Raw genomic sequence first — 21,735 nt, forward strand, 5'->3', positions numbered from 1 at the left:
CCCACAGGGTTCGTCTTGAGCACGTTCAACTCTTTGTTACTCGGCTTTTATATAGAATAACTATACTCCAAGCCTCCTGCCGCGATTTGAACGTGCTCAATTAGAACAAAATTTGTTCTCAAAAGGTCAACAGGCCCTAGTGTCTGAGACAGCCCGTTGAGATGCCGATACTTAGCGCACGGATTCTACCTTATTAGGCGGCGTGCTGTCGCGGCGCCCTTTTAGGGTTAAGTGTGAGTAGGTTAGATAAAGCAGGGCGATTGGCGTTATACTTGGCTGCATTATTAGGCAGGCCCACTAGGGCCTGTTGATCTTTTCCGTTTGTTTTTGCAGCTGTTTGAAGGTGATTTATACAAGGCAGAGCCTGTGTCGTGTAGTATCCTACACAAACTGGCGATAACACCGTAGAAATGGCCTACAAACGCTGCCCAACGGGTTCATCTAAACGCGCGCTGCACTTTGTTGTTCGCCATTCACATAGAGTAACTATGCTTCATGGCTCTCGCCTCGTGCAAAACGCGTTTAGATTGAACAAAAATTAAACTTGAAAGATTAACAGGCCCTAATGCCTAGCCACTCTCTGTACTGACAAGGAACAATTATGAGCGACGTGATGAAGATTTATCTGACCGAGGACGCCCCAGCGGCCCATTGGGGCAGCGCAGATGTGACCTTTACGGCGGGCCAAGCCAATATCCATCTGCAGGCGGGGGATCAGCTGCGCCAAGTGCAGCAGGCGGCACGTAAGCTGCGCGGTCAGGGGATCAACGAGGTGGCGCTCGAGGGCGAGCTGTGGGATCTTCACACTCAGTGGGCCTTCGCCCAAGGCTTTGCTACCGCCAAGCAGATCGGCAAGATTGCCTGGACCGGCGATGACGCCATCAAGAAGGTGTTGGATGACAGACGCGATAGCGCGGCCTTCGCCCGACAGCTGATCAACGAGACCCCAGAAAACCTGGCTCCGGTGACCCTGGCCAATCAGGCGGCCCAGTGGCTGACTAAAGTGGGCGGCGACAAGGTGAGCTACCGCATCATTGAAGGAGAAGCCCTGCTGGAAGAAAAGTGGATCGGTATTCACTCAGTCGGTCGTGGCAGCGAGCGTCCACCCGCGCTGCTCGAGCTGGACTATAACCCGCTGGGTGAAGACGTGCCCGTGTCTGCGGCGCTGGTCGGTAAGGGGATCACCTTCGACTCTGGCGGTTACAGCATCAAGGCCTCGGAAGGCATGCTGGGCATGAAGTGTGACATGGGCGGCGCGGCGACCGTGACCGCGGCCCTGGGACTGGCTATCAAGTCTGGCCTGAACAAACGTATCAAGCTGTTCCTCTGCTGCGCCGAGAACCTGATCAGCGGTCGTGCCTATAAGCTGGGGGATATCCTCACCTATAAGAATGGTGTCTCGGTCGAGGTGGTAAACACGGATGCCGAGGGGCGTCTGGTGCTGGCCGATGGTCTGCAGGCCGCCTGTGAAACCGGTGCGCCTCTAGTGATCGATGCCGCGACCCTGACCGGCGCCGCCGTGATGGCGGTGGGCACGTCATACAACGCCATCTTCTCTCCTAGCCGTGAGCTGATCAGCCGCACCCAAGAGAAGGCGTCGGCCGTGGCCGAGCAGGTATGGCCGCTGCCACTGGAGCCTTGGCATAAAGAGATGTGTCCATCTGCCTATGCCGATACCGCTAACAGCCGCCCAGTGAAAGGTGGCGGAGCGGGTGGCGCCTCTAATGCCGCCGGTTTCCTATGGCGTTTCGTGTCCGATGACACTCAGTGGCTGCACATGGATCTGGCCTCGGCCTTCGCCGATACCGCTAATGGCCTGTGGGCTGCCGGGGCAACCGCTCACGGCGTGCTGACCATCGCCGAGTTGTTGCAAGACTAAACCGTAGTGAATGAGAAAAACGCGCCACTTGGCGCGTTTTTTTTATGCTTTAGGGGCAGTGAGCGGCCAGGAGGCCAATACCTTATATTGCACCCCCTGATCGCTGCTTTGGGAGTGATAGAGATGGAGGGCGTTGCCGCTCATGGTGAGGGAGGGCGCCTTGAGCTCGGGTAGCGCTTTGGCCTTGCGCATGAGGGTGATATGGGGCGTAAAGCTGTGCTCGCTGGTGTGCAGCCCCAGCTGCTGGGCCAGCCCTTGGCATAGATCGAACAGGCTGATGAGCCGAGGATCCCGCGCCACCCCCTTGAGACAGATAATCTTAGGCTTAAGCCAATGCTCCAGGGTGTTGAGGGTCACCTCGAATGCCGGCAGACGGCGTTGATGGGCGAGCCTGTCTAGGGTGTCGCATAGGGCCTCTTGCTGGTCATCGCTGCACTGGCCGAGAAAGGCCAGGGTCATATGCAGATTGTCTCTAGGGACTAGGCGTCCCTGCTTGTCTAAGCTGGCCTGTAGCCGGGTCAGCTGCGCCAGTTGTGCTGCATTGGGTGCGATGGCGAGAAAGAGTCGTTTCATTGGGGGTCCCCTGGTTGCCGATAAAGGTTAAAGTGTGTTACAAAAATGCTACGAGTCGAGCTTTCTACTGGCTTGATTTTTAAGCGACTTATTTTGCTGGTGTCGCTGTAAAAGTGAAATATAACCTATAGTCACTCACAGCTAGCGGCTACAACTTTAATCATAAGGTAATCCTATGATTTCTGACTATAATCAGTGTTTGTATCAGGTTAGCCAATCTAAGGACTAGATAGTATATGTCATCCGATACGCAACAGGACCCCCTATCGCTACAGCAGACGCTTGCTTACTTATGCGAACACGATCTGGAAGAGGAGCTGCAGCTTATCCTGCAGCAACTTGCCGCCAGCAATCAGTGTGATGGCTTGTTTTTGTTACGTATCGGCAAGGGACGTCTGCCCGTGCAGATCGAAGCCATGTACCAGTCCGACGCCTCTATTTTCAGTAAGCGCGACGCCGAGATGTTGCTCAGTCGGGTCGCCAATAACCGTCACCTGCACTCCTACACCTCGCTGCGCGAACCCGCCATAGTCGAAGATGTGGCCGCTATCATCGATGATGAGGACAGCCGTCTGCGCCTCAACCAGGCCAAGATCCGCAGCGTGTTACTCTTGCCGGTAGGCGGTGAGAGACACTATATCTTCGGCGCCTATCGTTATGACTGTGACGGTAAATGGCCCGAGGCTATTCGCCATAATCTGCTGCTGGCCGGCAGTATGCTGGGGCTGGCACAGGAGGCGGGACGTCAGCGGTTAAATGCCAAGAGCAACGAGCTGGTCTGTATCGAGCATCTCTATCGCCTGCCTATTCCCTGCGTGCATATCGGCGTGGATGACAGGGTGATTCGTTACAATCAGAGTGCGGCCGAGATACTGCGTGTGGAGACGCTGCAGAAGGTGGAGAGCCTAGTGCCCAAGCGGGAGCAGAAGCGTCTGCTCGAGACCATGGCCCTGGTGAGAGATCAGCTGCTGGAGCAATCCAGCTGCGAGGTACCGCTGAAATATGCCCTGGACGATGACTTGTCCAAGGTGACCTTTCTCTGCCTATCTGGTGAAGATGGCCCCATTCTCATGCTGGTGGAGCCCGTGGGCGAGCCAGCAATGGAGAGCGAAGAGCGCAGCGTTTCGCTTAATTTCGACTCGCTGACCGGGCTGCCCAATCGCGCCTACTTCGAGGCCCTGTATGATCTGGCCAATCCCTGTCAGTGCGAGCGCTCTACCTTCGTCGGCTTCATCAACCTGGACAGGTTTCAGGTGGTCAATAATGTCAGTGGTCACAGGGCCGGCGATCAGCTCTTGTGCCAGCTGGCCGCCCGCCTGAGCCAGCTGGTGCGCAAGGAAGATGTGATCGCCCGTCTCAGCGGCGATGAATTTGGCATCTTGATGCCCAATATCGATGCGCAGAGCGCCGAGCAGGTCGCCGAGCGTATCTGTCATGCGATGGCTAACCATGAGTTTTGCTGGGAGGGTCGCCGCCATAGCGTGAGCGTCAGCATGGGGATGGCCCGCTGCGAGAGCGAGGTCGACTCTGTCTCGGATCTGCTGCGCTGTGCCGGTGCCGCCTGTCGCCTGGTCAAGGAGAAGGGCGGTAACGCCTGGTACTTCTACAGTGCCCAGGACCCTGTGGTCGAGAAACTCAATACCGAGATGAACGCCTCGGTGGATATCGTCGGTGCCCTGGCGAATGACAGGTTTGAACTCTTCTATCAACCCATAGAGCCCCTCAATGTCAACGACGACGGGTTGCACTTTGAGATCTTGCTGCGCATGCGATCACCCAAGGGGGAGCTGATCCCGCCGGGGATCTTCCTGCCCGCCGCCGAGCGTTTTAACCTGGTGTCCAAGCTGGATCGCTGGGTTATCGATAATCTGCTGCGTTGGGGCAGCGAACACCTGGCGCTGTGGCAATCGCTCTCCATGGTGTCGGTGAACCTGTCGGCGCTCTCCATCAGCGACAGCGAATTTATCAACTGGCTGGAGATGCGCCTGCTGGGCGAACCCGAGCTGGTGAGTAAGCTCTGTTTCGAGATCACCGAGACGGCGGCGGTGAGCCAGCTGGATCATGCCACCGGGCTAATCAATACGGTGAAGCCACTTGGCTGTAAGCTGGCGCTGGATGACTTTGGTTCAGGGTTCTCCAGCTTTGCCTATCTTAAGTTGCTCAATGTCGATTATGTGAAGATTGACGGCCAGTTCATTCAGCACCTGTGTGAGGATCGCGCCGACCAGGCCATCGTCTCCGCCATCTGTCAGCTCGGCCGTGACATGGAGTTTGAGATAGTGGCCGAGTTTGTCGAGTCGCTCGAAATCGCCAAACACCTGCTAAAACTGGGCGTCGAGTTTGGCCAGGGCTATGGCATAGCGTGTCCCGCGCCGCTGGCGACCCTGACCTCGGGTGAGGGACTGCACTGGTATCGCGAGCTGGAAGGTTAAGAGATGTTAACCTAAGGCAAGGCCTAAGCGAGGACTCCTCTGTTTAGCTTTGGCCTCATCTTTAGTAAACTGTCGCCAGTTTTTGCCGATTGAACACCGCCCTTGAATCAAGTAGCCCAACCTGTACCCAATGCTGTCCCTATCCAGTCACTCCTTGGCGAGATAAAGCAGGCGCTGGCAGATAACGCCCAGCTGATCCTGCAGGCGCCTACCGGCGCCGGTAAGTCGACCGCGCTGCCCCTGGCCATGCTAGATTGGCCTGAGATTGAGAGCAAGATCCTCATGCTCGAGCCAAGGCGTATCGCGGCCCGTAGCGTGGCGCATTTTATTGCCGCCAAGCGGGGGGAGGCCGTGGGTCAGTCTGTGGGTTTTCGGGTACGTGGCGAGTCGAGCGTTAGCGCCAAGACGCGCCTCGAGGTGGTGACCGAAGGGGTATTGACGCGGATGATCCAGAAAGACCCTGAGCTTAGCGGTTATGGGCTTGTCATCTTCGATGAGATCCATGAGCGTCATCTCACCACAGATCTAGGCCTGGCACTGGCGCTGGAGGTGCAGGCCTCGTTTCGCGAAGATCTTAAGATCCTGGCGATGTCGGCCACCCTGGACGGTTTGCCGTTAAAAGCGCTGATGCCCGAGGCGGCGAGCCTGGTGAGCGAGGGGCGCAGCTTCCCGGTGAGTCTGAGTTACCGCCCTGCTTCGGCCCATCAGGACTGGCTGCTGCACATGGCCAAGGTGATCGTCGAGGCGGTAGGCGAACATCAAGAGGGCTCCTTGCTGGCCTTTCTGCCCGGCCAGCGAGAGATAGCGCGGCTACAGACCCTGTTATCGGAACGGCTCGATGCTAAGCAATTTTTAATTACGCCGCTTTATGGCGCCCTGCCGCCGGCTCAGCAAGACAGCGCCATCGCGCCGCCACCGCCGGGGATGCGTAAGCTGGTGCTCGCCACCAACGTGGCCGAGTCGAGTCTGACCATTCAAGATATCCGCCTGGTGGTGGACGCGGGCTTTAAGCGTCAGGCAAGTTTCAATCCCAAGACGGCGGTGAGCCGCCTGTCACTCAAACGGATCAGCCAGTCGTCGGCGGCGCAGCGTAGCGGCCGCGCCGGGCGTCTGAGTGAAGGCCACTGCATTCGCCTCTGGCCGCAGCAGGAGCATGAGCGTCTGCTCAAGGCCGATGAGCCCGAGATCCTCCACGGGGATCTGACCAATGCGGCCTTGGATGCCGCCTACTGGGGGGTTAGCGCCTTGGGGGAGCTGCCGCTGATATCGCCTCCCGCCGAGGCCAATGAGACGGTGGCCTGGAACCTGTTGCAAGCCCTGGCGCTGGTGGATGGCGACAGGCGTATTACTGCCCATGGCCGCGCCGCCTATCGCCTCGGCTGTCATCCGCGCCTGGCGCATATGCTGCTGGCCGCCAAGGAGATGGACGGCATGGACGAGCCCTATTACCTGCCGCTCGCGGCGGTGCTGGCGGCGCTGCTGGAATCTCGCGCCCTGGCGAGACGCGGCGCCGATATCAGCCGTTATCTCAACGATGCCAGGGGCGGTGAAACGGCCAAGTTAGCGCAGCAATATCTGACTAGGATGGATGCCGGCCGAGGCAAGGAGATAGCGAAAGCCATTAGCGGGAGTCGCGACCAGGATATCGCCACCCTGCTGGCGCTGGCCTTTCCCGATCGCATCGCCAAGGCACGCGGTGCCAAGGGCTATCAGCTGGCCTGCGGCGCAGGCGTCGCCCTCAGTGATGACGATGCATTGCAGGGTGAACCCTGGCTGGTGGTGGCGCAGTTTCAGGAGAGTGAAGGCCAGAGCAGCGGCCGGGTGCTGCTGGCGGCCAAGCTGGACGCGACGCTGTTTGACGGGGCGTTGACGAGCCTGGTGGAGTCGAAGGTGGAAACCGGCTGGGATGAGGAGAAGGCGCGCTTCTACGGGTTAACTCAAGCGCGTATCGGCGCTATCATATTGCGCGAGCGCCCTTTGGCTTCCCTGGATGAAGAGACAATCAGGCAGGCTATCTATCAGCTGATCCGTACTAAGGGTCTCTCCTTACTGGGCCTTGATGATAAGGTGGAGCAGCTTCGCCTGCGCGTCGCCTTGGCAAGCCAGCTCGGCCTAGCAGGCGATTGGCCGGATCTGAGTGAGCAGGCCCTGCTCATGACGCTACCCGAGTGGCTCGGCCCCTACCTCAACGGCGTGCGCCGTCTGACCCAGCTCAAGGGACTAGATTTCTATACCTTGCTCGTGAATCGGATGGAGTGGGGGCAACAACAAGTGTTAAACGAGGCGCTGCCGAGCCATTGGCCGATGAAGACGGGCACTCAGGCGGCGATACGATATGAAAATTCGGGGCGAGCCCTACTGAGTGTGCGCCTGCAGGAGGCGCTAGGCATGGCCGAGAGTCCCAGGCTGGCTCAGGGCAAGTTGACAGTGACCATGGAACTCCTGTCTCCGGCCATGCGGCCACTGGCGCTGACTGCGGATCTGGCTAACTTCTGGGCGGGCCCCTATGTCGAGGTGAAGAAAGAGATGAAGGGGCGTTATCCTAAGCATCTGTGGCCGGACGATCCTGCCAACACCTTGCCGACTAAATTGACCAAGAAAAAGATGTCAGCAAAGGGGCTCTAGCCCCTTTGCTGTTTGACTGGAAATACGATGACGAATAAAGAGACACCAAAACCACGCAGACCCCGCCAGTCTTCTACTCGAAAGCCTTCTACTGGCAAGTCGGGCAAGAGCCAGTCGGCCAAGAGCAAGCGTGCCGCTGCGGCGAGACCGGGTTGGGGACGCAGGATCTGGTCGTTAAGCTGGAAGCTTGGCCTGATCCTGATTGCCGCCATGACCATCTACAGTATCTATCTGGATCAGATCATCGCCCGCAAGTTTGAGGGGCAGAAGTGGCACCTGCCGGCGCAGGTATTCAGCCGCTCCATGGCCCTCTATCCTGGCGCCGCTGTGAGTCATGCTCAGCTGATCGCCGAGCTCAAGCTACTGGGCTACCGTAAGGTGGCCAATCCCCGCCAGGTGGGGGAGTTTTCTGCCTCCATGACCAAGGTGGATCTCTGGCGTCGTCCCTTCCTGCATCCCCAAGGATCGCAAGAGGCGCAGCGGGTGATGATCACCTTCGACAGTCAGGGGGTCGCCTCGGTGGCGCGAAGTAGCGATCACCGCGAGCTGGCGGTGTTCCACCTTGAGCCTGTGTTGTTGGATCGCATTATCACCGGTGATGGTGAAGACAGGTTGTTTGTGGCCACGGATAAGATCCCCCAGGCGATCGTCGATGCGCTGATCCTGGTGGAAGACAGGAGCTTCTACGAGCATCACGGGGTTAACCCCTTCGCCATCCTACGTGCCGCCATGGTCAACATCAGCGCCGGGCGCACAGTGCAAGGTGGTTCGACTCTGACCCAGCAGCTGGCGAAAAACTTCTTCCTCTCCAGTGAGCGCTCCATCATACGTAAGCTCAGAGAGGCCTTGATGGCGATCATTATCGATTTTCGCTACGACAAGGATGAGATCCTTGAGGCCTACCTCAACGAGGTCTATATGGGCCAGGATAAGTCTCGCGCCGTTCACGGCATGGGCCTGGCCTCCCAGTTCTATTTCGGTCGGCCGATCGCCGAGTTGACCCTGCCGCAGCAGGCCTTCCTGGTGGCAGCAATCAAGGGGCCTTCCTACTACAATCCTTGGCGTTATCCTGAGCGGGCTCAGGAGCGACGGGATCTGGTACTGCGCCTGTTGATGGAGTCGGGACAGCTGTCGGTGGCCCAGTACAAGGTAGCGGTGGAATCTCCCCTCGGTGTGCGTAAGGCGAGCAAGCCTGTGCATCAGAAGTTGCCGGCCTTCTTCGCCGTGGTGCGCGGCGAGTTGTCGCGCCGATTCGGCGACAGCCTGTTGCAGCAGTCGGGCATCAAGGTTTACACCACCCTGGATCCCTTGGCCCAGGAGGCGGCGGAGCAGGCGGTGCGCTCGACCATGAAAAACCTGGAGCAGCGCGACAAGGCGCTGCAGGTGGGCATGGTGGTCACCGACAAATACTCTGCCGGTATCGCCGCCATGGTGGGCGACAAGGTGCCAAGTTATCAGGGCTTTAACCGCGCGGTGGAGATCCGCCGCCCCATAGGCTCGCTGATCAAACCGTTCGTCTATGCCACGGCGCTGACCCACGGAGACAAGTACACCCTGGCGACGCCGCTAAAGGATGAGCCCATCACTCTGACCAACTCCCATGGCAAGACCTGGTCGCCGCAAAACGTCAACAAGCAGTTCTCCGGCGAGGTGCCGCTGATGACTGCCTTCAAGAAGTCGATGAACGTGCCGACGGTCAACCTGGGGATGGCGATTGGCACAGATGCGGTGGCAACCACCCTGGCCAAGTCTGGCTGGAACGAGGCGATCCCCGAATATCCTTCCATGCTGCTGGGGGCGGTCAACGGTTCGCCTTTGATGGTGGCCCAGGTGTATCAGACTCTGGCCGATAACGGCCGCTACCGTCAGCTGAGTGCGGTGACCCATGTGCTGGATGCCGATAATCAACCTCTGTCGGCCAGTCAGCGCGCGACGGATCAGGCGATCCCCGTGGCCAGCGACTTCCTGGTGCAACATGCCATGACCCAGGTGGTGCAATCGGGCACTGCCGCCAAGCTGGGCCAGGCCTTCCCGGGCGTGACCCTGGCGGGTAAGACGGGGACCAGTAACGATTCGCGTGACTCCTGGTTTGCCGGATTCGATGAGCGTAACGTGGCGGCCGTCTGGGTGGGGCTGGATGATAACGGCAAGACTAGCCTCTATGGCAGTAGCGGCGCCATGGCCGTGTACCAGGCCTTCCTCAAGCAGCGTGCCCCCATCGGCCTGAGACGCACGCCGGTAAGTGGTGTGGTGCCAGGGTATTTCGATGCCAAGACGGGGGTCGCCAAGGAGAAGGGCTGCAACAATGTGGTGGCGCTGCCGGCCTTGAGTGAGAGTTATCATCCGGCTAAGAACTGTGGCGATCCGCTGTCCTGGTGGCAGAAGCTGATGGGCGGCTAGGCTCGCTCAGGCTTTCCATAGTTAATAAATGGTCAATAAAAAAGCTCACCTAAGGTGAGCTTTTTTATTGTATCGCTGGATTGAACCGCGCTATATGGCGCCCTCTGTCTTGGTGGCAGAGCTAGGGCCTGTTGACCTTTTGAGAACAAATTTTGTTCTAAGGAAGGTGCGAACAAGTCGTCGCACAGCTCTGGCTTTGATAGCAGCGACAGTTCAAGGCATTCAACTGAGGGCATGCCGAGGCCTGCTGAAGTTGAATAACGCCGAAATGGTGTTGCTATCAAAGCCCCGCAGGGCGAGGCTTACAGCGGTATTTGCTGCGTTACAGTTCTTGCGAAGGACTAGGGCCATTCGCTGCAAACTGTGCCTAGCATCTATCCACTTTAAGCACACGCAGAGCAAGCACTTCAAATCGCGGCATGAGGCTTGTAGTATAGTTATTCTATATAAAAGCCGAGCAACAAAGAGTTGAACGTGCTCAAGACGAACCCTGCGGGCAGTGTCTGTATCATTTTTCTACTGCGTTATCGCTCATTGATGTAGTGCACTACATTACAATCGCTCTGCCTTGTATAAAAGCGATACAGAATGCTGCACAAATGAACGCGAAAGATAAACAGGCCCTAGGGCCTGGTTACTTACGGCGTTTTTTAGGCTTGGCCTGTTGCCATAGATAGAGGCCGGATATCGCCATGAAGATGAGGCAGAGGGCGACCAGATCCATCATCAGCGAGCCGGCTAGCCCGACGATGCGGCCACTGTGCAGGTCCAGCAGTACACGCTCCCAAGTGAGGTGCATGGCGCGGGCGCTGAGTGATAACTCCTGGATGAGCGCGTGACTCTTGTCATCGGCCAGTGGCGCTTGCCAGTCGAGGGCCACCAGAGGCTGTGCCGCCTGCCACTCGATGAGATCGGCATCGCTCAGATAACTGCCGGAATCTGTGTCGAGCCATAGCTGCTGGCCGTCACCTGTGGGCAGTAGGCCCAGGGCTCTGAGATTTTGAGGCAGGCCGGTTGCCCGGCCCTGCTGTTCAAGCAAGGCGCCGTCTTGGCTCAGCAGATAGAGGTGCTGGGCGTCGATGGCCACATAGTGCTCGCCATAGGCGAGGGCACCAAGCAGCGGCCCTTGGGCTTCTAGTACCGGCTTGCCCTTTAGCCAGAGCAGGTTATCGCTGCTGGCGAGCAGTGGCTGCGTTTCGAAGATGGCGACCCGGCCAGGCGCCTTGATGCCATAGTGATCCAGCAGCCAGCCTTGATGTACATGGGCACTGTCTAGCGCGAAGTCGTTGCTGTGATTGATTAAGACGCCTGTGACGGCAACCATGACCACTAACAGGGCGCTGGCGATCCCTAGGCGTCTGTGCCAGGGGCGGAAGATCTTGGCGAGTTTCTGCCACAGGGGTTTACGATGGGGGTGGCGGGGCTTGTTTGTCATCTATGGCGTTCTTTATTCTGACTATTATCTGGCGCGCGGCCGAAAGCAGACTCATGGATGCCCGGCGCTGACAGCCTGTTGGATACGAAAAGAGCAGGGCTAGCCTGCTCGCTGGTCATCATATAACAGCCTTTAGGATAACGCTAACCTAGGCTTAAGGCTTGTTGACCTTGTCGTCCAGATAGAGGGCGATGCGTGATAATTTAGTCAGGGCGCGTACCGACAGGGTGGCCCCTGTGATGCCATCTATCTTGCGATCCAGCTGATGTTCCTCGGTAAGCCTGGCCTGCTTAAACTGATCGGTGAAAAACTCGTGGCGTACCTCGTCGCCGCGGCTCTCTCGGTAGACCAGCACCTTGGTCTGCACTATCGCCTTATCTTTCACATGGATGCCGACCGTGATGGGGGACTCCTTGCCTATCTCTTCGAGGATCCAAACTGTCTCGCCCTGTTGCAGCCAGTAGCGCAGGCGCATCTTGTTGAATTTATGTGCCAGGATATCTTCGATCACCAGCTTGTCGCTATCCTCTAACCAGTAGACCTTGGCCTTGGGCATGGGGCCGGCAAAGGCCTGGCTGATAAAGTCTTCGCTGCTTTGGTAGACGCTGGCGGCCTGTACGCAGAAGGCGGTGAAGAGTGAGGCAAATATAAGTTTGATAGAGAGAGACTTCATTGGATGACCCGGTAGTAAGAGTGGATGAGGCCTGTGGTAATGAATCCGTTCAGCTGTTGTTTCATTGTGCTTGTTAACTATGACTAAGACACCTCGTAAAGTGGCTTAGCCATAGGCAGTGCTCAATGGGAGCATTGAGCACTGCGGTATGGGCTAATGGCTTAGAACTGGTAGCCAACGCCTAGGTTGAAACCGTCGGCATCCTTAGCGCCACCAACTTTTTCGTAGTCGGCCTTGAAGACAACGTTTTCGTGCAACCAGTAGTTGATACCTACGTTAGTTTGCTCGACCTTAGTGTCGTCGCCGTTACCTGCGTTGTTGTCATACTCGTTGTAGCGAGCGAAGACACCAAAGCTTTCGTTGAAACGGTAAGATGGCTCGATATACCAACCTGTCTGCTCATCACGGCCAAGTGCTTCAGCTTCTTTACCATCGATATCCCACTGAGCATACAGTGCCTTAACGGTGAAGTTTTCGATGTTGTAGATAGCGTGTGCAGTCAATAGGGTCGCAGAAGCGGTATCGACATCGCCACGGCCTTGAGTCAGATCAGATTGGTACTGCACGGTAGCAGCCAGCTCTAGACCTGGAACGGCAGTGTATTTAACGCGTGCTGTGTAAGCCAGATCTTCAGCTTTTGCCTTAGAAACTTTCTGACGACCGCCACGGATCTTGTAGTCTTCGCCAACGTTCAGGCCAGAAGTGACCGCTGCATCGAAGGCTAGGCCTGGGGCTGCCTTAACGTTTAGGTTTAGACCTGCTTCCCACCAAGTGGCTGGCAGGATGTTTTTCTCAACTGGGTTACGCTCAACACCGTAGAATGCTGGTGGCTCGTGAGTTTCGTTGATGATACCTACTGGCATCATGAACAGACCCGCCTTACCGGTCAGCATGTCGTTGAAATCGTGCTCGATGTAAGCCTGCTCTAGCTCGACTTCACCGTTCTGGCCGTCACCAGAGATAGAGTGCTCTAGCTCTACTTCGGAGAAGAAACGTGTGTTTGAAGTGAATTCGTGGCCGAAGAAAAGTACGAAACGGTGGAAATCGAACTCTTTCTTGTCTGAACCTGATTTGTTGTCAGTGATGTTGTTGTAGTGAAGCTCACCATAAGCACCGATAGTCGTCGCGCTCTTAGCTGAGCTGCTTTCTTCAACGGCGTCGGCAGTTTTCTCTACACGCTGCTCGGTTTGCTCTAGACGCTTCTCAAGATCTTTCAGCACTTTCTGTTGCTGTTCGATCACTTTACGTAGTTCTTGAGTCTCATCTGAGGCGATAGCGGCTTGGCTAGCGAATGCGCTGACCAGTGCTGCGGCAATTAGCGTTTTCTTCATCATTTCTCTTCCCAGTTGTTGTATCAGGGTTATTAAGTTGCTGGCGATTCTATCAATTTAGGTATCGTAATGCAAACTATTATCATTAAGTTTATTGCTTGAGATCAACAAATGTAAAGTCAAGGTAAAGTAGTTTGCACTTGCATGGTGCGGAGATGCTGTAATAGTAAATGATTAAAACTCCTTAAATAACAGTTGGTTGTATTCCTCTTGGCGTATTTGTCGTCTTGACATTCGCTGACAATGTTAACTTTAAAAAATTTATCTTTTTTGCAGCTTTAGTGGATTTAGGGGGTAAATGGGCTGCTTTAGTAGCCATTTTGGCAGATGAATAGGCGGGCCGATTTGGCTTGCTCGCCAATTTGATATGGCATCTTGAGCAAGAGAACCAGCTTTTAGCGGGGCTCGGTGAGGGCTTCTTCATCCTCTAATCAAGTCATCGGAGAAGTGTTTGGCGGGTTTTGCTATAGACTGTGCCTCCTTAAATTTTTAACTGACTGTTATAGTTAACTCTTACACCACCTGATTGACGAGCCGATATGTTTCTAAGTCCTTATTTTAATAAAGCACAGCAATTGGTCTCTGTGTCAGCCCAGCAGGCGAGCGAATTTGCCAAAGGGGTCGCACAGGACTTTAATCCCATCCACGATGTCGATGCCAAGAAGTTTTGCGTACCCGGAGATCTCCTGTTTGCCTTGGTGCTTGGACAATATGGGCTGAGCCAGAAGATGACATTTCGTTTCGAGGGGATGGTCGGCAGCGGTGTCAATCTGGTGTTTCCCGATGCGGTAGGCGACAGCTTTGCTATCTTGGATGATAAGGACAAGCAGTACCTGAGTGTGAGCCGCAGCGGCGAGACCACCCAGTGTGAGGTGCAGACAGAATCTTTTGTGCGCAGCTATGTGGCCTTCTCTGGCCTTAACTTTACTCACGTCTTAGTGCCCTTGATGAAGCAGCACGGCATGATGATCAACCCGGCGCGCCCCTTGGTGATCTATGAGAGCATGTCATTCGATCTCAATACCTTAGATTTCGACAGCATCGCCCTTAGCCTGGTGGAGCAGACGCTTGAGATCGACGGCAAGCGCGGTGACGTGACCCTGAAGTTTGAGCTGCACTGCGGCGACACTCTGGTGGGCACGGGCGAGAAGACCCTGGTGCTTAGCGGTCTGCGTCCACTGGAAGATGTAAGTATGGATGAGATGGTGGCCCGCTATGAGGCGCGCCGCGTCAGCTATCAGCAAGCCGACTAGTCAGCTGGCATGCTGAATTGGGGTCGGCGCTGGCCGGCTCCTCATCTTGTCTCTTTTCCGATAGCGCTCGTAAATTTACCCCGTCGCCTTTCTTCCCTGTTTATTGCTCACCGCTATTTACCCTAGATATTTCCCCTTTCTTGCCGTGAGATTCGCCTGAAATCGGGTGTTACGCACGCTTTTTAAACGACTATCCCGCCCAAGTCCCGGGCCAGATTGCCAAGCAGGTGGCTTTGTTTTACTTTAGTGGGATTGTTTTGCCATTCCCCTTTGCTGCTCGCCCCGCTGGGCGGCCGACAAGCCCGTTTGGATAAGGAAAGAGATGCCAAGCTTAAATCGAATCGTGCTGATCAATACGCACCTCCCTGGCGTTGTGGAACTCGCCCTCGATGGACACACCAATATTTGTGGTACCAATGCCTCGGGCAAGACCACACTACAGCGTCTGGTGCCCGTGTTTTATGGCGAGTACCCCAGCCGCGTGGTGCCCTCGACCCGTGATAGCTTTGAGCGTTGGTATCTGCCCCATGATTCCAGCTATATCATCTATGAATACCGGCGAGACGACGGCCTGCTGACCCAGGCTGTACTGGCGTCGGCCGGAGACGGCAAGGGGGTCAACTACCGCTTCATCGGCAAGGGCTTCGAGCTGGAAGACTACGTCAAGTCGCAGCAGGGGGAGTCGATTCTGTGCCACAACATGGCCGAGCTTGGCCGCGAGATGAAACGCGCCGGAGTGGCGGTGACCAATCTGCTCAACACCCGCGAATACCGCGCCATCATTCAGAACGATCGTACCCTGCTCAGCACCGGCAGCAACCGCAGCGAATTACGCGCCTACGCCCGTCAATTCTCCCTGTGTCAGCATGAACATACGCTGCGCCACATAGAGAAGTTGGCCAAGGCGGTGCACTCCAAAGAAGGCAAGATGGAGACCATCAAGTCGATGATCGCCGCCATCTTGGAGGAGGATGGGGTTAACCCGCCGAGTTCACGTCTCAACCCTCAGCGGGTAGAGGCCTGGATCCGCGAGAGCCAATTAATCCAGGGCTTCGAGCAGATCCGCCCCGAATTTGACAAGCTGGAGCAGGAGTTTAACCAGTTGCTGAGCGCGGAGCAGCGTCTGGCTGGTCTAAAGCGCGGCTATGGCAAGGATGAGGCCCAGGAGATAGAGCGTCAGGAGCTAAATCAGCAGCGCTCGAAAGATCTTGGTAACAAGCTGCGTCAGCTCGACGACGAGTGGAAGGAGCTGCGCGACGAACTCAACCTGGATCTCTCCGCCGCCAAGGGCGATGTCGCCAAGATAGAGCACGAGCTGGATATCATCGAAGATCAGCACGCAGGTTTTCTCGATGCCGACATAGAACAGGCCAAGCTGGACCTTGAGCAGCTGCCTAGCTGGCGCGCGAGCCTAGAGAACCTGACCGAACGTCATAAGCTGCAGACCGAGAAGCACCAGGATATCGAGGCGGCCTACAACGCCCGTCGCAGCAAGATTGGCGAAAACCTCAACCGCGAACTGGAACAGCTCGACAAGGAGCAGGATAAGCATCGTGAAGCCAGAGACAAGCAGCAGGAGGCGGGCCGTGAAGAGTTGGCCGCCCTCGATGTGAGCTGGCGTGAGCAGGTGGAGGCGGGTCGTGCCAAGCACAACGAGCAGGAATATCAGCTCAAGTTAACCGCGGCCGAACTGCAGATGCAGATCAACAACGTCACCTACAGCGAAGAAGAAAAACTGAATCTGGCGGTGTTTGATGAGCGTATCTCCCGCGCCGACGAGGAGCAGGAGGCCTGCAACGCCATGGTGGATCGCCTCGCCGGAGAGGAGCGCAAGCTCAGGGCCAAGCGAGACCAGGCCAACGAGGGGCTGAGGCAGGCGGGGGTCAGGGTTATCGAGCGCCAGGGCGCGCTGGATGAGCTGCATCAGGTGCTCTTTCCTCAGTCTCATACCTTGCTCGAATATCTGCGCAAGGAGGTCGATGGCTGGGAGGAGAGCATAGGCAAGCTGATTAACCCGGAGCTGTTACATCGCAGCGATCTGCACCCGGCCAAATCCGCCGGTGGCGACAGCTTCTGCGGCGTCGATCTGGATCTCAAGGCATTGGCCACCCCCGAATATGCCGCCTCGGAGCAGGAGCTCAGGGGCCGCTACAGCGAGGCCGAGGAGGCGCTGGCCAGCGCCAAGCAGCTGCAGGCCGAGGCGGAGGAGGCCCTGGTGGCCATCAATGCCGAGCTGGATAAGCTTAACCGCGAGCTGACCTTTGCCAAGACGGCCTACAAGAACAGCCGTGACGACTTGCGCCGTCTGTTCGACGAGAAACGCGCCGAGCAGGAGAAGATCAATCAGGCACTCTCTGCCCGTAAGGCCGAGTCACAGAAGCGTCTCGCCCGTCTCGACAGCGAGATGAAACAGCTTAAGGCCCAGCATCAGGAGTGGCTTGAGGAACAAAACGAGCAGGCGCTCGAGGCGCGCATGGAGAAGAAGGCCTACTGGCAGGAAGTGGTCGGCGCGCTGGATGCCCAGCTCTCCCAGGTGAAGCAAAATATTAACGATCGCCGTCAGGCGGCCAAGGCGGAGCAGAAGGCCTGCGAGCAGTGGTACAAGGATGAGCTGAAGTCCCGCGGCGTAGATGAAGACAAGATCCTTAAGCTTAAGCAGGAGATCCGCGAGCTGGAGAGCAACATCAGCAAGGCGGAGCAGCGCCGCAGCGAGGTACTGCGCTTCGACGACTGGTATCAACACACCTGGCTGGCCCGTAAGCCTAAGCTGCAGACAGAGCTGAGTCAGGTCAAGATGGCGGTGACCGAGCTGACGCAACAGCTCACCACTAAGGCCAACGAGATTAAACATCAGCGCCAGCAATACGATAGCGAGCGTAAACAGTCTGATGCCATTCAGGTGGAGGCCTCGGAGAACCTGACCAAGCTGCGCGCCGTGATGCGCAAGCTGGCCGAGCTGAAACTGCCATCGAGCCAGGATGAGATGCAGGGTGGACTCACAGAGCGTCTGCGTCAGGGCGAAGAGTTATTGCTGCGCCGGGATCAGCTGATGGGATCGGTGAAGCAGTATATCGAGCATTTCGACTCGGTGATCGCCAGCAAGTCGGGCTCCAGCCTGTCTGAAACCTGGGAGCGCGCCCGCGAGGAGTCGAGCTTCGTCAACGACAAGGGCATTCGCCTGCTGGATTATCGCAAGCTGGTGCCGCAGCTTGAGCAGTTGCTCAACGTCATGGTGCCACAGGCGATCATGGGGCTGAGAGAGCAGGGGCGTAACTTTGGTATCGATCTGACGGCGTTTTACGACGTACTGGCGGATATCGACCGCCGCATCGCCTCCCAGAGCGCCCGCATCACCCGTGAGGTGGGCGAAGAGCTGTTCCTCGACGGCGTCAGCGAGTCGGCGGTGCGTATCCGCTCGCGTATCAGCGAGCTGGAGTTCTGGCCCGAGCTGGAGGAGTTCGTTAAGGCGTTCAAACAGTGGAAGGCTGAAGGCTTTGCCGACTTACCGGACGAGCACTACACCAGCAGCATGCGCCGCGCACTGGATATTATCGGCCGCGCCGCCCTCACCGGCGGTATCGCCAAGCTGCTGGAGATTGAGCTGCGCCTGAAGGAGGGCAATAGCGATCTGGTGATCCGCACCGACCGTCAGCTTAACGAGTCGTCAAGCCATGGTATGGCCTATCTGATCTTGTGTAAGTTCCTGCTGGCCTTCACCCGTCTGCTGCGTGGCCGCGCCGATGTCACCATTCACTGGCCGATCGACGAGCTGGGTACCCTGCACCATGGCAACGTGAAGAAGATCTTCGATGCCTGTGAGAACAATAATATCTCGGTATTGGGGGCGTTCCCGAATCCTGAATCTGAGGTGCTTAACCTGTTTGCTAATCGTTACATCATCAACAAGCAAACCAAGAAATTACAGGTTGTTAAGCCACAAGTTAACCCCATTGCCGACAAGCTGAGCCAGCGTTTTGCCAAGGAGGCTGTGTAAATGAGTAGTAGCACACAAACCGTACTCGTGGGCCAGGGCGCCCTTATCGAAGCCTTGCTGCGTGGCGAGTTTATCTGCCGAACCAGTAACGAAGACGCTTGGCGCGCGCTCAAATCCCAGACCACGCGTGACAGTATCGAGCAGTACCTGAATCAGATTAATCGCACCTTGGCATCGGCAGGGGAGGGCGAGGTGTTCTTTTGCGGTTACCTACAACTGGGTGATGATGAGCGTAAAGTGATCTCCAGTCAGTTTCGCGATATCTGTCATGCGCTGATCCCTTTGGTGGAGTGGTTAGTGTTGGTACAAGAGGCTAGCGGTCAGGATGCGCCTCTGTCTGAGGGAGCGGCGGTGCGGCTCAACGAGTTGCAGACCCGTATCGAAGATACTCCGGCGTTTCGTGAGCAGTTGGCCAAGATCAGCCATTATCGCCTGTTTGGTTCCAGCTCTACCCAGGTGGACGCGCAGATTAAGTTAGTGTTTAAGCGCCTGGTAGAACTGGGGTATTTGCTGCGTCCCAATCAGGAGAAGCAGATCTATATTGCCACTGGTAAGCTGGATTACCTCTACGAGGTGATCCGCTTTATCGATGAGACCGAAGGGCTCAGTCTGGAGGCTCAGGCGGAAACCGCAATCCAGAGGGACTTGATCTGATATGAGCAGTAACCTACATCAGGCTGGCGTGAAACTGCTTAAGCAGCTGGGACGCCATGCGGATCTCATCATGGATGTCTACCTGTCGGGGTCGATAGCCGAAGATGGTGAAAATGATGGTGCCATCGACAAGCTGCGTAAGGCGGATATCCTTTGGCGACCAGAACCTGGACAGGAATTGCGACTGAAGCGCTCGGTGCGTGCCCTACTGGAAGAAGCATTGAGTGACGAGCGTAATCGACAGATCGATGCCAACGTCGGGTCCTCCCTCGCCACTATCAAGACCTTGGCTGATCACTACAAGGAGGCGCGTCATAGCGCCGACTATAGTGCTAGCGAGGCTTATCTTGCGGATCTTAGCGAGCAGGTTTACAGCTTCACTGAGGGGCTGAAATATTCGATTCGCGTGCTTTGGAGCCGGATCAATAACGAGTTTGGTTATGTGGGCACCATCAACGCCAAGATACGTGAAAACGAGCTGGCTCAGAGCCAAGTGACCGAGCTGCTCAACGGGCTGGAGATGTTCCAGTTTAGCGAGTTGGGTGAGATCGCCGGCGATATTCGCGAGCTGCGTAAGCTGCTGGTTACCCGTTTACAAGAGACCCTGAGCGACTGTACCCAGGAGCTTAGTGTAGTGCAGGGGCGACTGCTGGAGCTGCTAGGACGTTTCCGTCAGATCCAGGGGCGAACCCGTCTGCTTAAGGGCTGGCTGCTCTACACGGATATGCATCCGGATTATGAGGTGGCAGATCATGTGAGCCATAAGCAGCTGCCGACCCTGTTTAACCGTGCTGAGGCGATTCTGGCACCAGCGGCGGTGGACGTGACCAATACGGCTCAGGAGGTTGAACTGCTGGCCATGGTGTCGCAGATCAAGAGCATCAGCCGCGTTGGTCGCGATCTTGTGATGCGCGATCATGATGTGCCCTTTGCCCTGGTGGAGGCGGAAGAGTTCGATATTCCCGACAATCCGCTCAAGTTGGCGGTGGATGAGTATTTTTGTGCCGTCATAGATTCGGGCGTAAATCAATCGGCTTTGGACTATCTGAGGCAAAAGCAGATGGATTGGGATCCAGAAAGCTGGTTATATCAGGTGATTTGCGGCTATGAAGGCTTGCCTGAAGAGCATAGACGTTATTTCGAGCTGGAACCCATAGGTGAGCGTCATCCTGTGTATAGTGGTAACTTCATCATTCGCGATGTCGAATTGGGCTTGGCATAGGGAGAGAACCTTGCCAATGCATCCATATGCATAGATCTGGCGTCAAAGGAGAGTCATGGCTACTTTCAGCAAGATGCAATTGAATGCAATCGCTAATGCTGTGATCAAGCGATTGCCTCGAGTGCCTTTTAATGCCACTTGGAAAAAGATTTATCGGCAATTGGAAATCGGCCAGCCCGATGGAGCAGGTAAATACCTTCATTTTTCATTGGCAGACTTCGACTTGCTCAGGGAGATGGTCAATATTGATGCTGGTGTCGATGTACTCAATCTCGATTTTAATGTTGACCGGATAGCTATATCTAACATTACTTCGAAAGAGAAATATGCCAATATTCGTCCTGAAGCAAACTATGTATTGGTTAAGGCTCCGTTTATGTTTGCTGGTGAGCCGTGCTTCGATAAGTTTGGTCTGTTTGACGAGCAGACGGCATTTAGACTCCACATAGATCGTGTTATTGAGGTTTGTCGCAATAAACCTATTTCAGATCTTATCATCGTTGAAAATTTGGATATCTTTGATGCGGTACAACAAGGAGAGTTTAGTGCCGAATTGGGTCGGCGATTGGGTAATGCGATGTTTATCTATCGCGGAGGTGGCACCCATTCGGCGGCGGGGCGAAAATCCTTGCTTAGAGAGATTCAAAACGATACGGCTCTAGCCACGAAAATTACCATAAGTGCCTTTGTCGATCTGGATCCCGCAGGATTACAGATTGCCTGCTTATTGGATGGTTGTCAGCAGCTTATTTTACCTGATTTAGCCGTTAGCCAGCCCGATGATTTACTCAATATTCCTCAAATCAATGATCCCGATGATTATTATAAACAGAGTCGGCAGGTGTCTTATCTTGAAGCAATAGCTCTGGGTAATTGGCAGACTTTGTTTAGTTGGATGCGTTTATCCAAGGTGAGTATTAAGCAGCAGCATATGCTAACCAGAAATTTGATGCTAACGGGCCTGTTGAGACATAAATAGCCAATAGTTTAGCTGGTGGAAGCACCTTTCTTAAGTTTACGAGTTTGATTAAATTTTTCTTTTAGCCTATCTACTATCTTTTCGCCTGTGGCTAGAGGATTTCACTAGCCTCTGCCTGAGCGCATTGAATATCACTGAAATGTAGTGTTTGTTTGAAGTTTTGTTTTGGTTTGGGTGTGCATATTGGTGTGTTTCACTGGTGTTCTCGTCATGCTTGTTGGTGGATTGTTGGCGTTTTGTGTTAACAAGTAAAACTTCTATTTTGCCTTGTAATCACTAATATAG

13 protein-coding genes are annotated in these 21,735 nt (G+C 55.7%); 9 read left to right on the forward strand and 4 right to left on the reverse strand.

The annotated features are described in order from the left end of the window. Positions 1-601 precede the first annotated feature (601 nt). Entirely contained in the window at positions 602-1,879 is a 1,278-nt protein-coding gene (gene pepB, locus L1D47_RS06475; RefSeq protein ID WP_239883231.1) for an aminopeptidase PepB, read from the forward strand. 42 nt (positions 1,880-1,921) lie between these two features. On the opposite strand, the gene thpR is transcribed toward pepB, so the two are convergent. Further along, positions 1,922-2,452 (reverse strand): RNA 2',3'-cyclic phosphodiesterase, encoded by a 531-nt coding sequence (gene thpR / locus L1D47_RS06480; RefSeq protein WP_239883239.1) that lies wholly within the window; start codon positions 2,450-2,452, stop codon positions 1,922-1,924. 236 nt (positions 2,453-2,688) lie between these two features. Between thpR and L1D47_RS06485 the strand changes: the two genes are divergently transcribed. The 3 genes from L1D47_RS06485 (at position 2,689) to mrcB (ending at position 9,909) form a co-directional block, all read left to right on the forward strand. Further along, entirely contained in the window at positions 2,689-4,884 is a 2,196-nt protein-coding gene (locus tag L1D47_RS06485) for an EAL domain-containing protein (RefSeq protein WP_239883249.1), read from the forward strand. A gap of 102 nt (positions 4,885-4,986) precedes the next feature. After that, positions 4,987-7,509, forward strand: coding sequence for an ATP-dependent helicase HrpB (hrpB, locus tag L1D47_RS06490; protein ID WP_239883251.1), 2,523 nt, complete (start codon positions 4,987-4,989; stop codon positions 7,507-7,509). 27 nt (positions 7,510-7,536) lie between these two features. After that, complete coding sequence (gene mrcB / locus L1D47_RS06495; protein WP_239883252.1) at positions 7,537-9,909, forward strand: penicillin-binding protein 1B; 2,373 nt, start codon at positions 7,537-7,539, stop codon at positions 9,907-9,909. Between the two features lie 634 nt (positions 9,910-10,543). On the opposite strand, the gene L1D47_RS06500 is transcribed toward mrcB, so the two are convergent. From L1D47_RS06500 to L1D47_RS06510, 3 genes are all read right to left on the reverse strand, one after another. Further along, positions 10,544-11,344, reverse strand: a complete 801-nt coding sequence (locus L1D47_RS06500) for a PepSY-associated TM helix domain-containing protein (protein ID WP_239883253.1) — start codon at positions 11,342-11,344, stop codon at positions 10,544-10,546. A 154-nt stretch (positions 11,345-11,498) separates the two neighbouring features. Next, positions 11,499-12,017 carry an FMN-binding protein gene (locus L1D47_RS06505; protein WP_239849640.1) on the reverse strand — a complete coding sequence of 173 codons (519 nt, stop codon included), beginning with the start codon at positions 12,015-12,017 and terminating at the stop codon, positions 11,499-11,501. A gap of 161 nt (positions 12,018-12,178) precedes the next feature. Beyond that, positions 12,179-13,348 carry a porin gene (locus tag L1D47_RS06510; protein WP_239883260.1) on the reverse strand — a complete coding sequence of 390 codons (1,170 nt, stop codon included), beginning with the start codon at positions 13,346-13,348 and terminating at the stop codon, positions 12,179-12,181. Positions 13,349-13,887: 539 nt separating this feature from the next. On the opposite strand from L1D47_RS06510, the gene L1D47_RS06515 reads away from it, so the two are divergent. The 5 genes from L1D47_RS06515 to L1D47_RS06535 all read left to right on the forward strand — a co-directional run bounded on the left by L1D47_RS06515 (position 13,888) and on the right by L1D47_RS06535 (position 21,450). Continuing rightward, positions 13,888-14,601: a DUF3581 domain-containing protein gene (locus L1D47_RS06515; protein ID WP_239883254.1), complete on the forward strand. Its 714-nt coding sequence runs from the start codon at positions 13,888-13,890 to the stop codon at positions 14,599-14,601. A 322-nt stretch (positions 14,602-14,923) separates the two neighbouring features. Next, complete coding sequence (locus tag L1D47_RS06520; RefSeq protein ID WP_239883255.1) at positions 14,924-18,595, forward strand: ATP-binding protein; 3,672 nt, start codon at positions 14,924-14,926, stop codon at positions 18,593-18,595. Next, positions 18,596-19,249, forward strand: coding sequence for a hypothetical protein (locus tag L1D47_RS06525; protein WP_239883256.1), 654 nt, complete (start codon positions 18,596-18,598; stop codon positions 19,247-19,249). 1 nt (position 19,250) lies between these two features. Beyond that, positions 19,251-20,471, forward strand: coding sequence for a phosphoenolpyruvate carboxylase (locus L1D47_RS06530; protein ID WP_239883258.1), 1,221 nt, complete (start codon positions 19,251-19,253; stop codon positions 20,469-20,471). Between the two features lie 55 nt (positions 20,472-20,526). Next, positions 20,527-21,450, forward strand: a complete 924-nt coding sequence (locus L1D47_RS06535) for a hypothetical protein (protein WP_239883259.1) — start codon at positions 20,527-20,529, stop codon at positions 21,448-21,450. Positions 21,451-21,735: the final 285 nt, after the last annotated feature.

The organism is Shewanella sp. Isolate7 (assembly GCF_022398425.1).
GTDB lineage: Bacteria > Pseudomonadota > Gammaproteobacteria > Enterobacterales > Shewanellaceae > Shewanella.

Bases quoted from the DNA above. Each gene is read 5' to 3' on its own strand.
- L1D47_RS06525 (WP_239883256.1), top strand. From the start codon at position 18,596: ATGAGTAGTAGCACACAAACCGTACTCGTGGGCCAGGGCGCCCTTATC.
- L1D47_RS06515 (WP_239883254.1), top strand. From the start codon at position 13,888: ATGTTTCTAAGTCCTTATTTTAATAAAGCACAGCAATTGGTCTCTGTG.
- L1D47_RS06505 (WP_239849640.1), bottom strand. From the start codon at position 12,017: ATGAAGTCTCTCTCTATCAAACTTATATTTGCCTCACTCTTCACCGCC.
- L1D47_RS06510 (WP_239883260.1), bottom strand. From the start codon at position 13,348: ATGAAGAAAACGCTAATTGCCGCAGCACTGGTCAGCGCATTCGCTAGC.
- thpR (WP_239883239.1), bottom strand. From the start codon at position 2,452: ATGAAACGACTCTTTCTCGCCATCGCACCCAATGCAGCACAACTGGCG.
- L1D47_RS06520 (WP_239883255.1), top strand. From the start codon at position 14,924: ATGCCAAGCTTAAATCGAATCGTGCTGATCAATACGCACCTCCCTGGC.
- L1D47_RS06530 (WP_239883258.1), top strand. From the start codon at position 19,251: ATGAGCAGTAACCTACATCAGGCTGGCGTGAAACTGCTTAAGCAGCTG.
- L1D47_RS06535 (WP_239883259.1), top strand. From the start codon at position 20,527: ATGGCTACTTTCAGCAAGATGCAATTGAATGCAATCGCTAATGCTGTG.
- mrcB (WP_239883252.1), top strand. From the start codon at position 7,537: ATGACGAATAAAGAGACACCAAAACCACGCAGACCCCGCCAGTCTTCT.
- pepB (WP_239883231.1), top strand. From the start codon at position 602: ATGAGCGACGTGATGAAGATTTATCTGACCGAGGACGCCCCAGCGGCC.
- L1D47_RS06500 (WP_239883253.1), bottom strand. From the start codon at position 11,344: ATGACAAACAAGCCCCGCCACCCCCATCGTAAACCCCTGTGGCAGAAA.
- L1D47_RS06485 (WP_239883249.1), top strand. From the start codon at position 2,689: ATGTCATCCGATACGCAACAGGACCCCCTATCGCTACAGCAGACGCTT.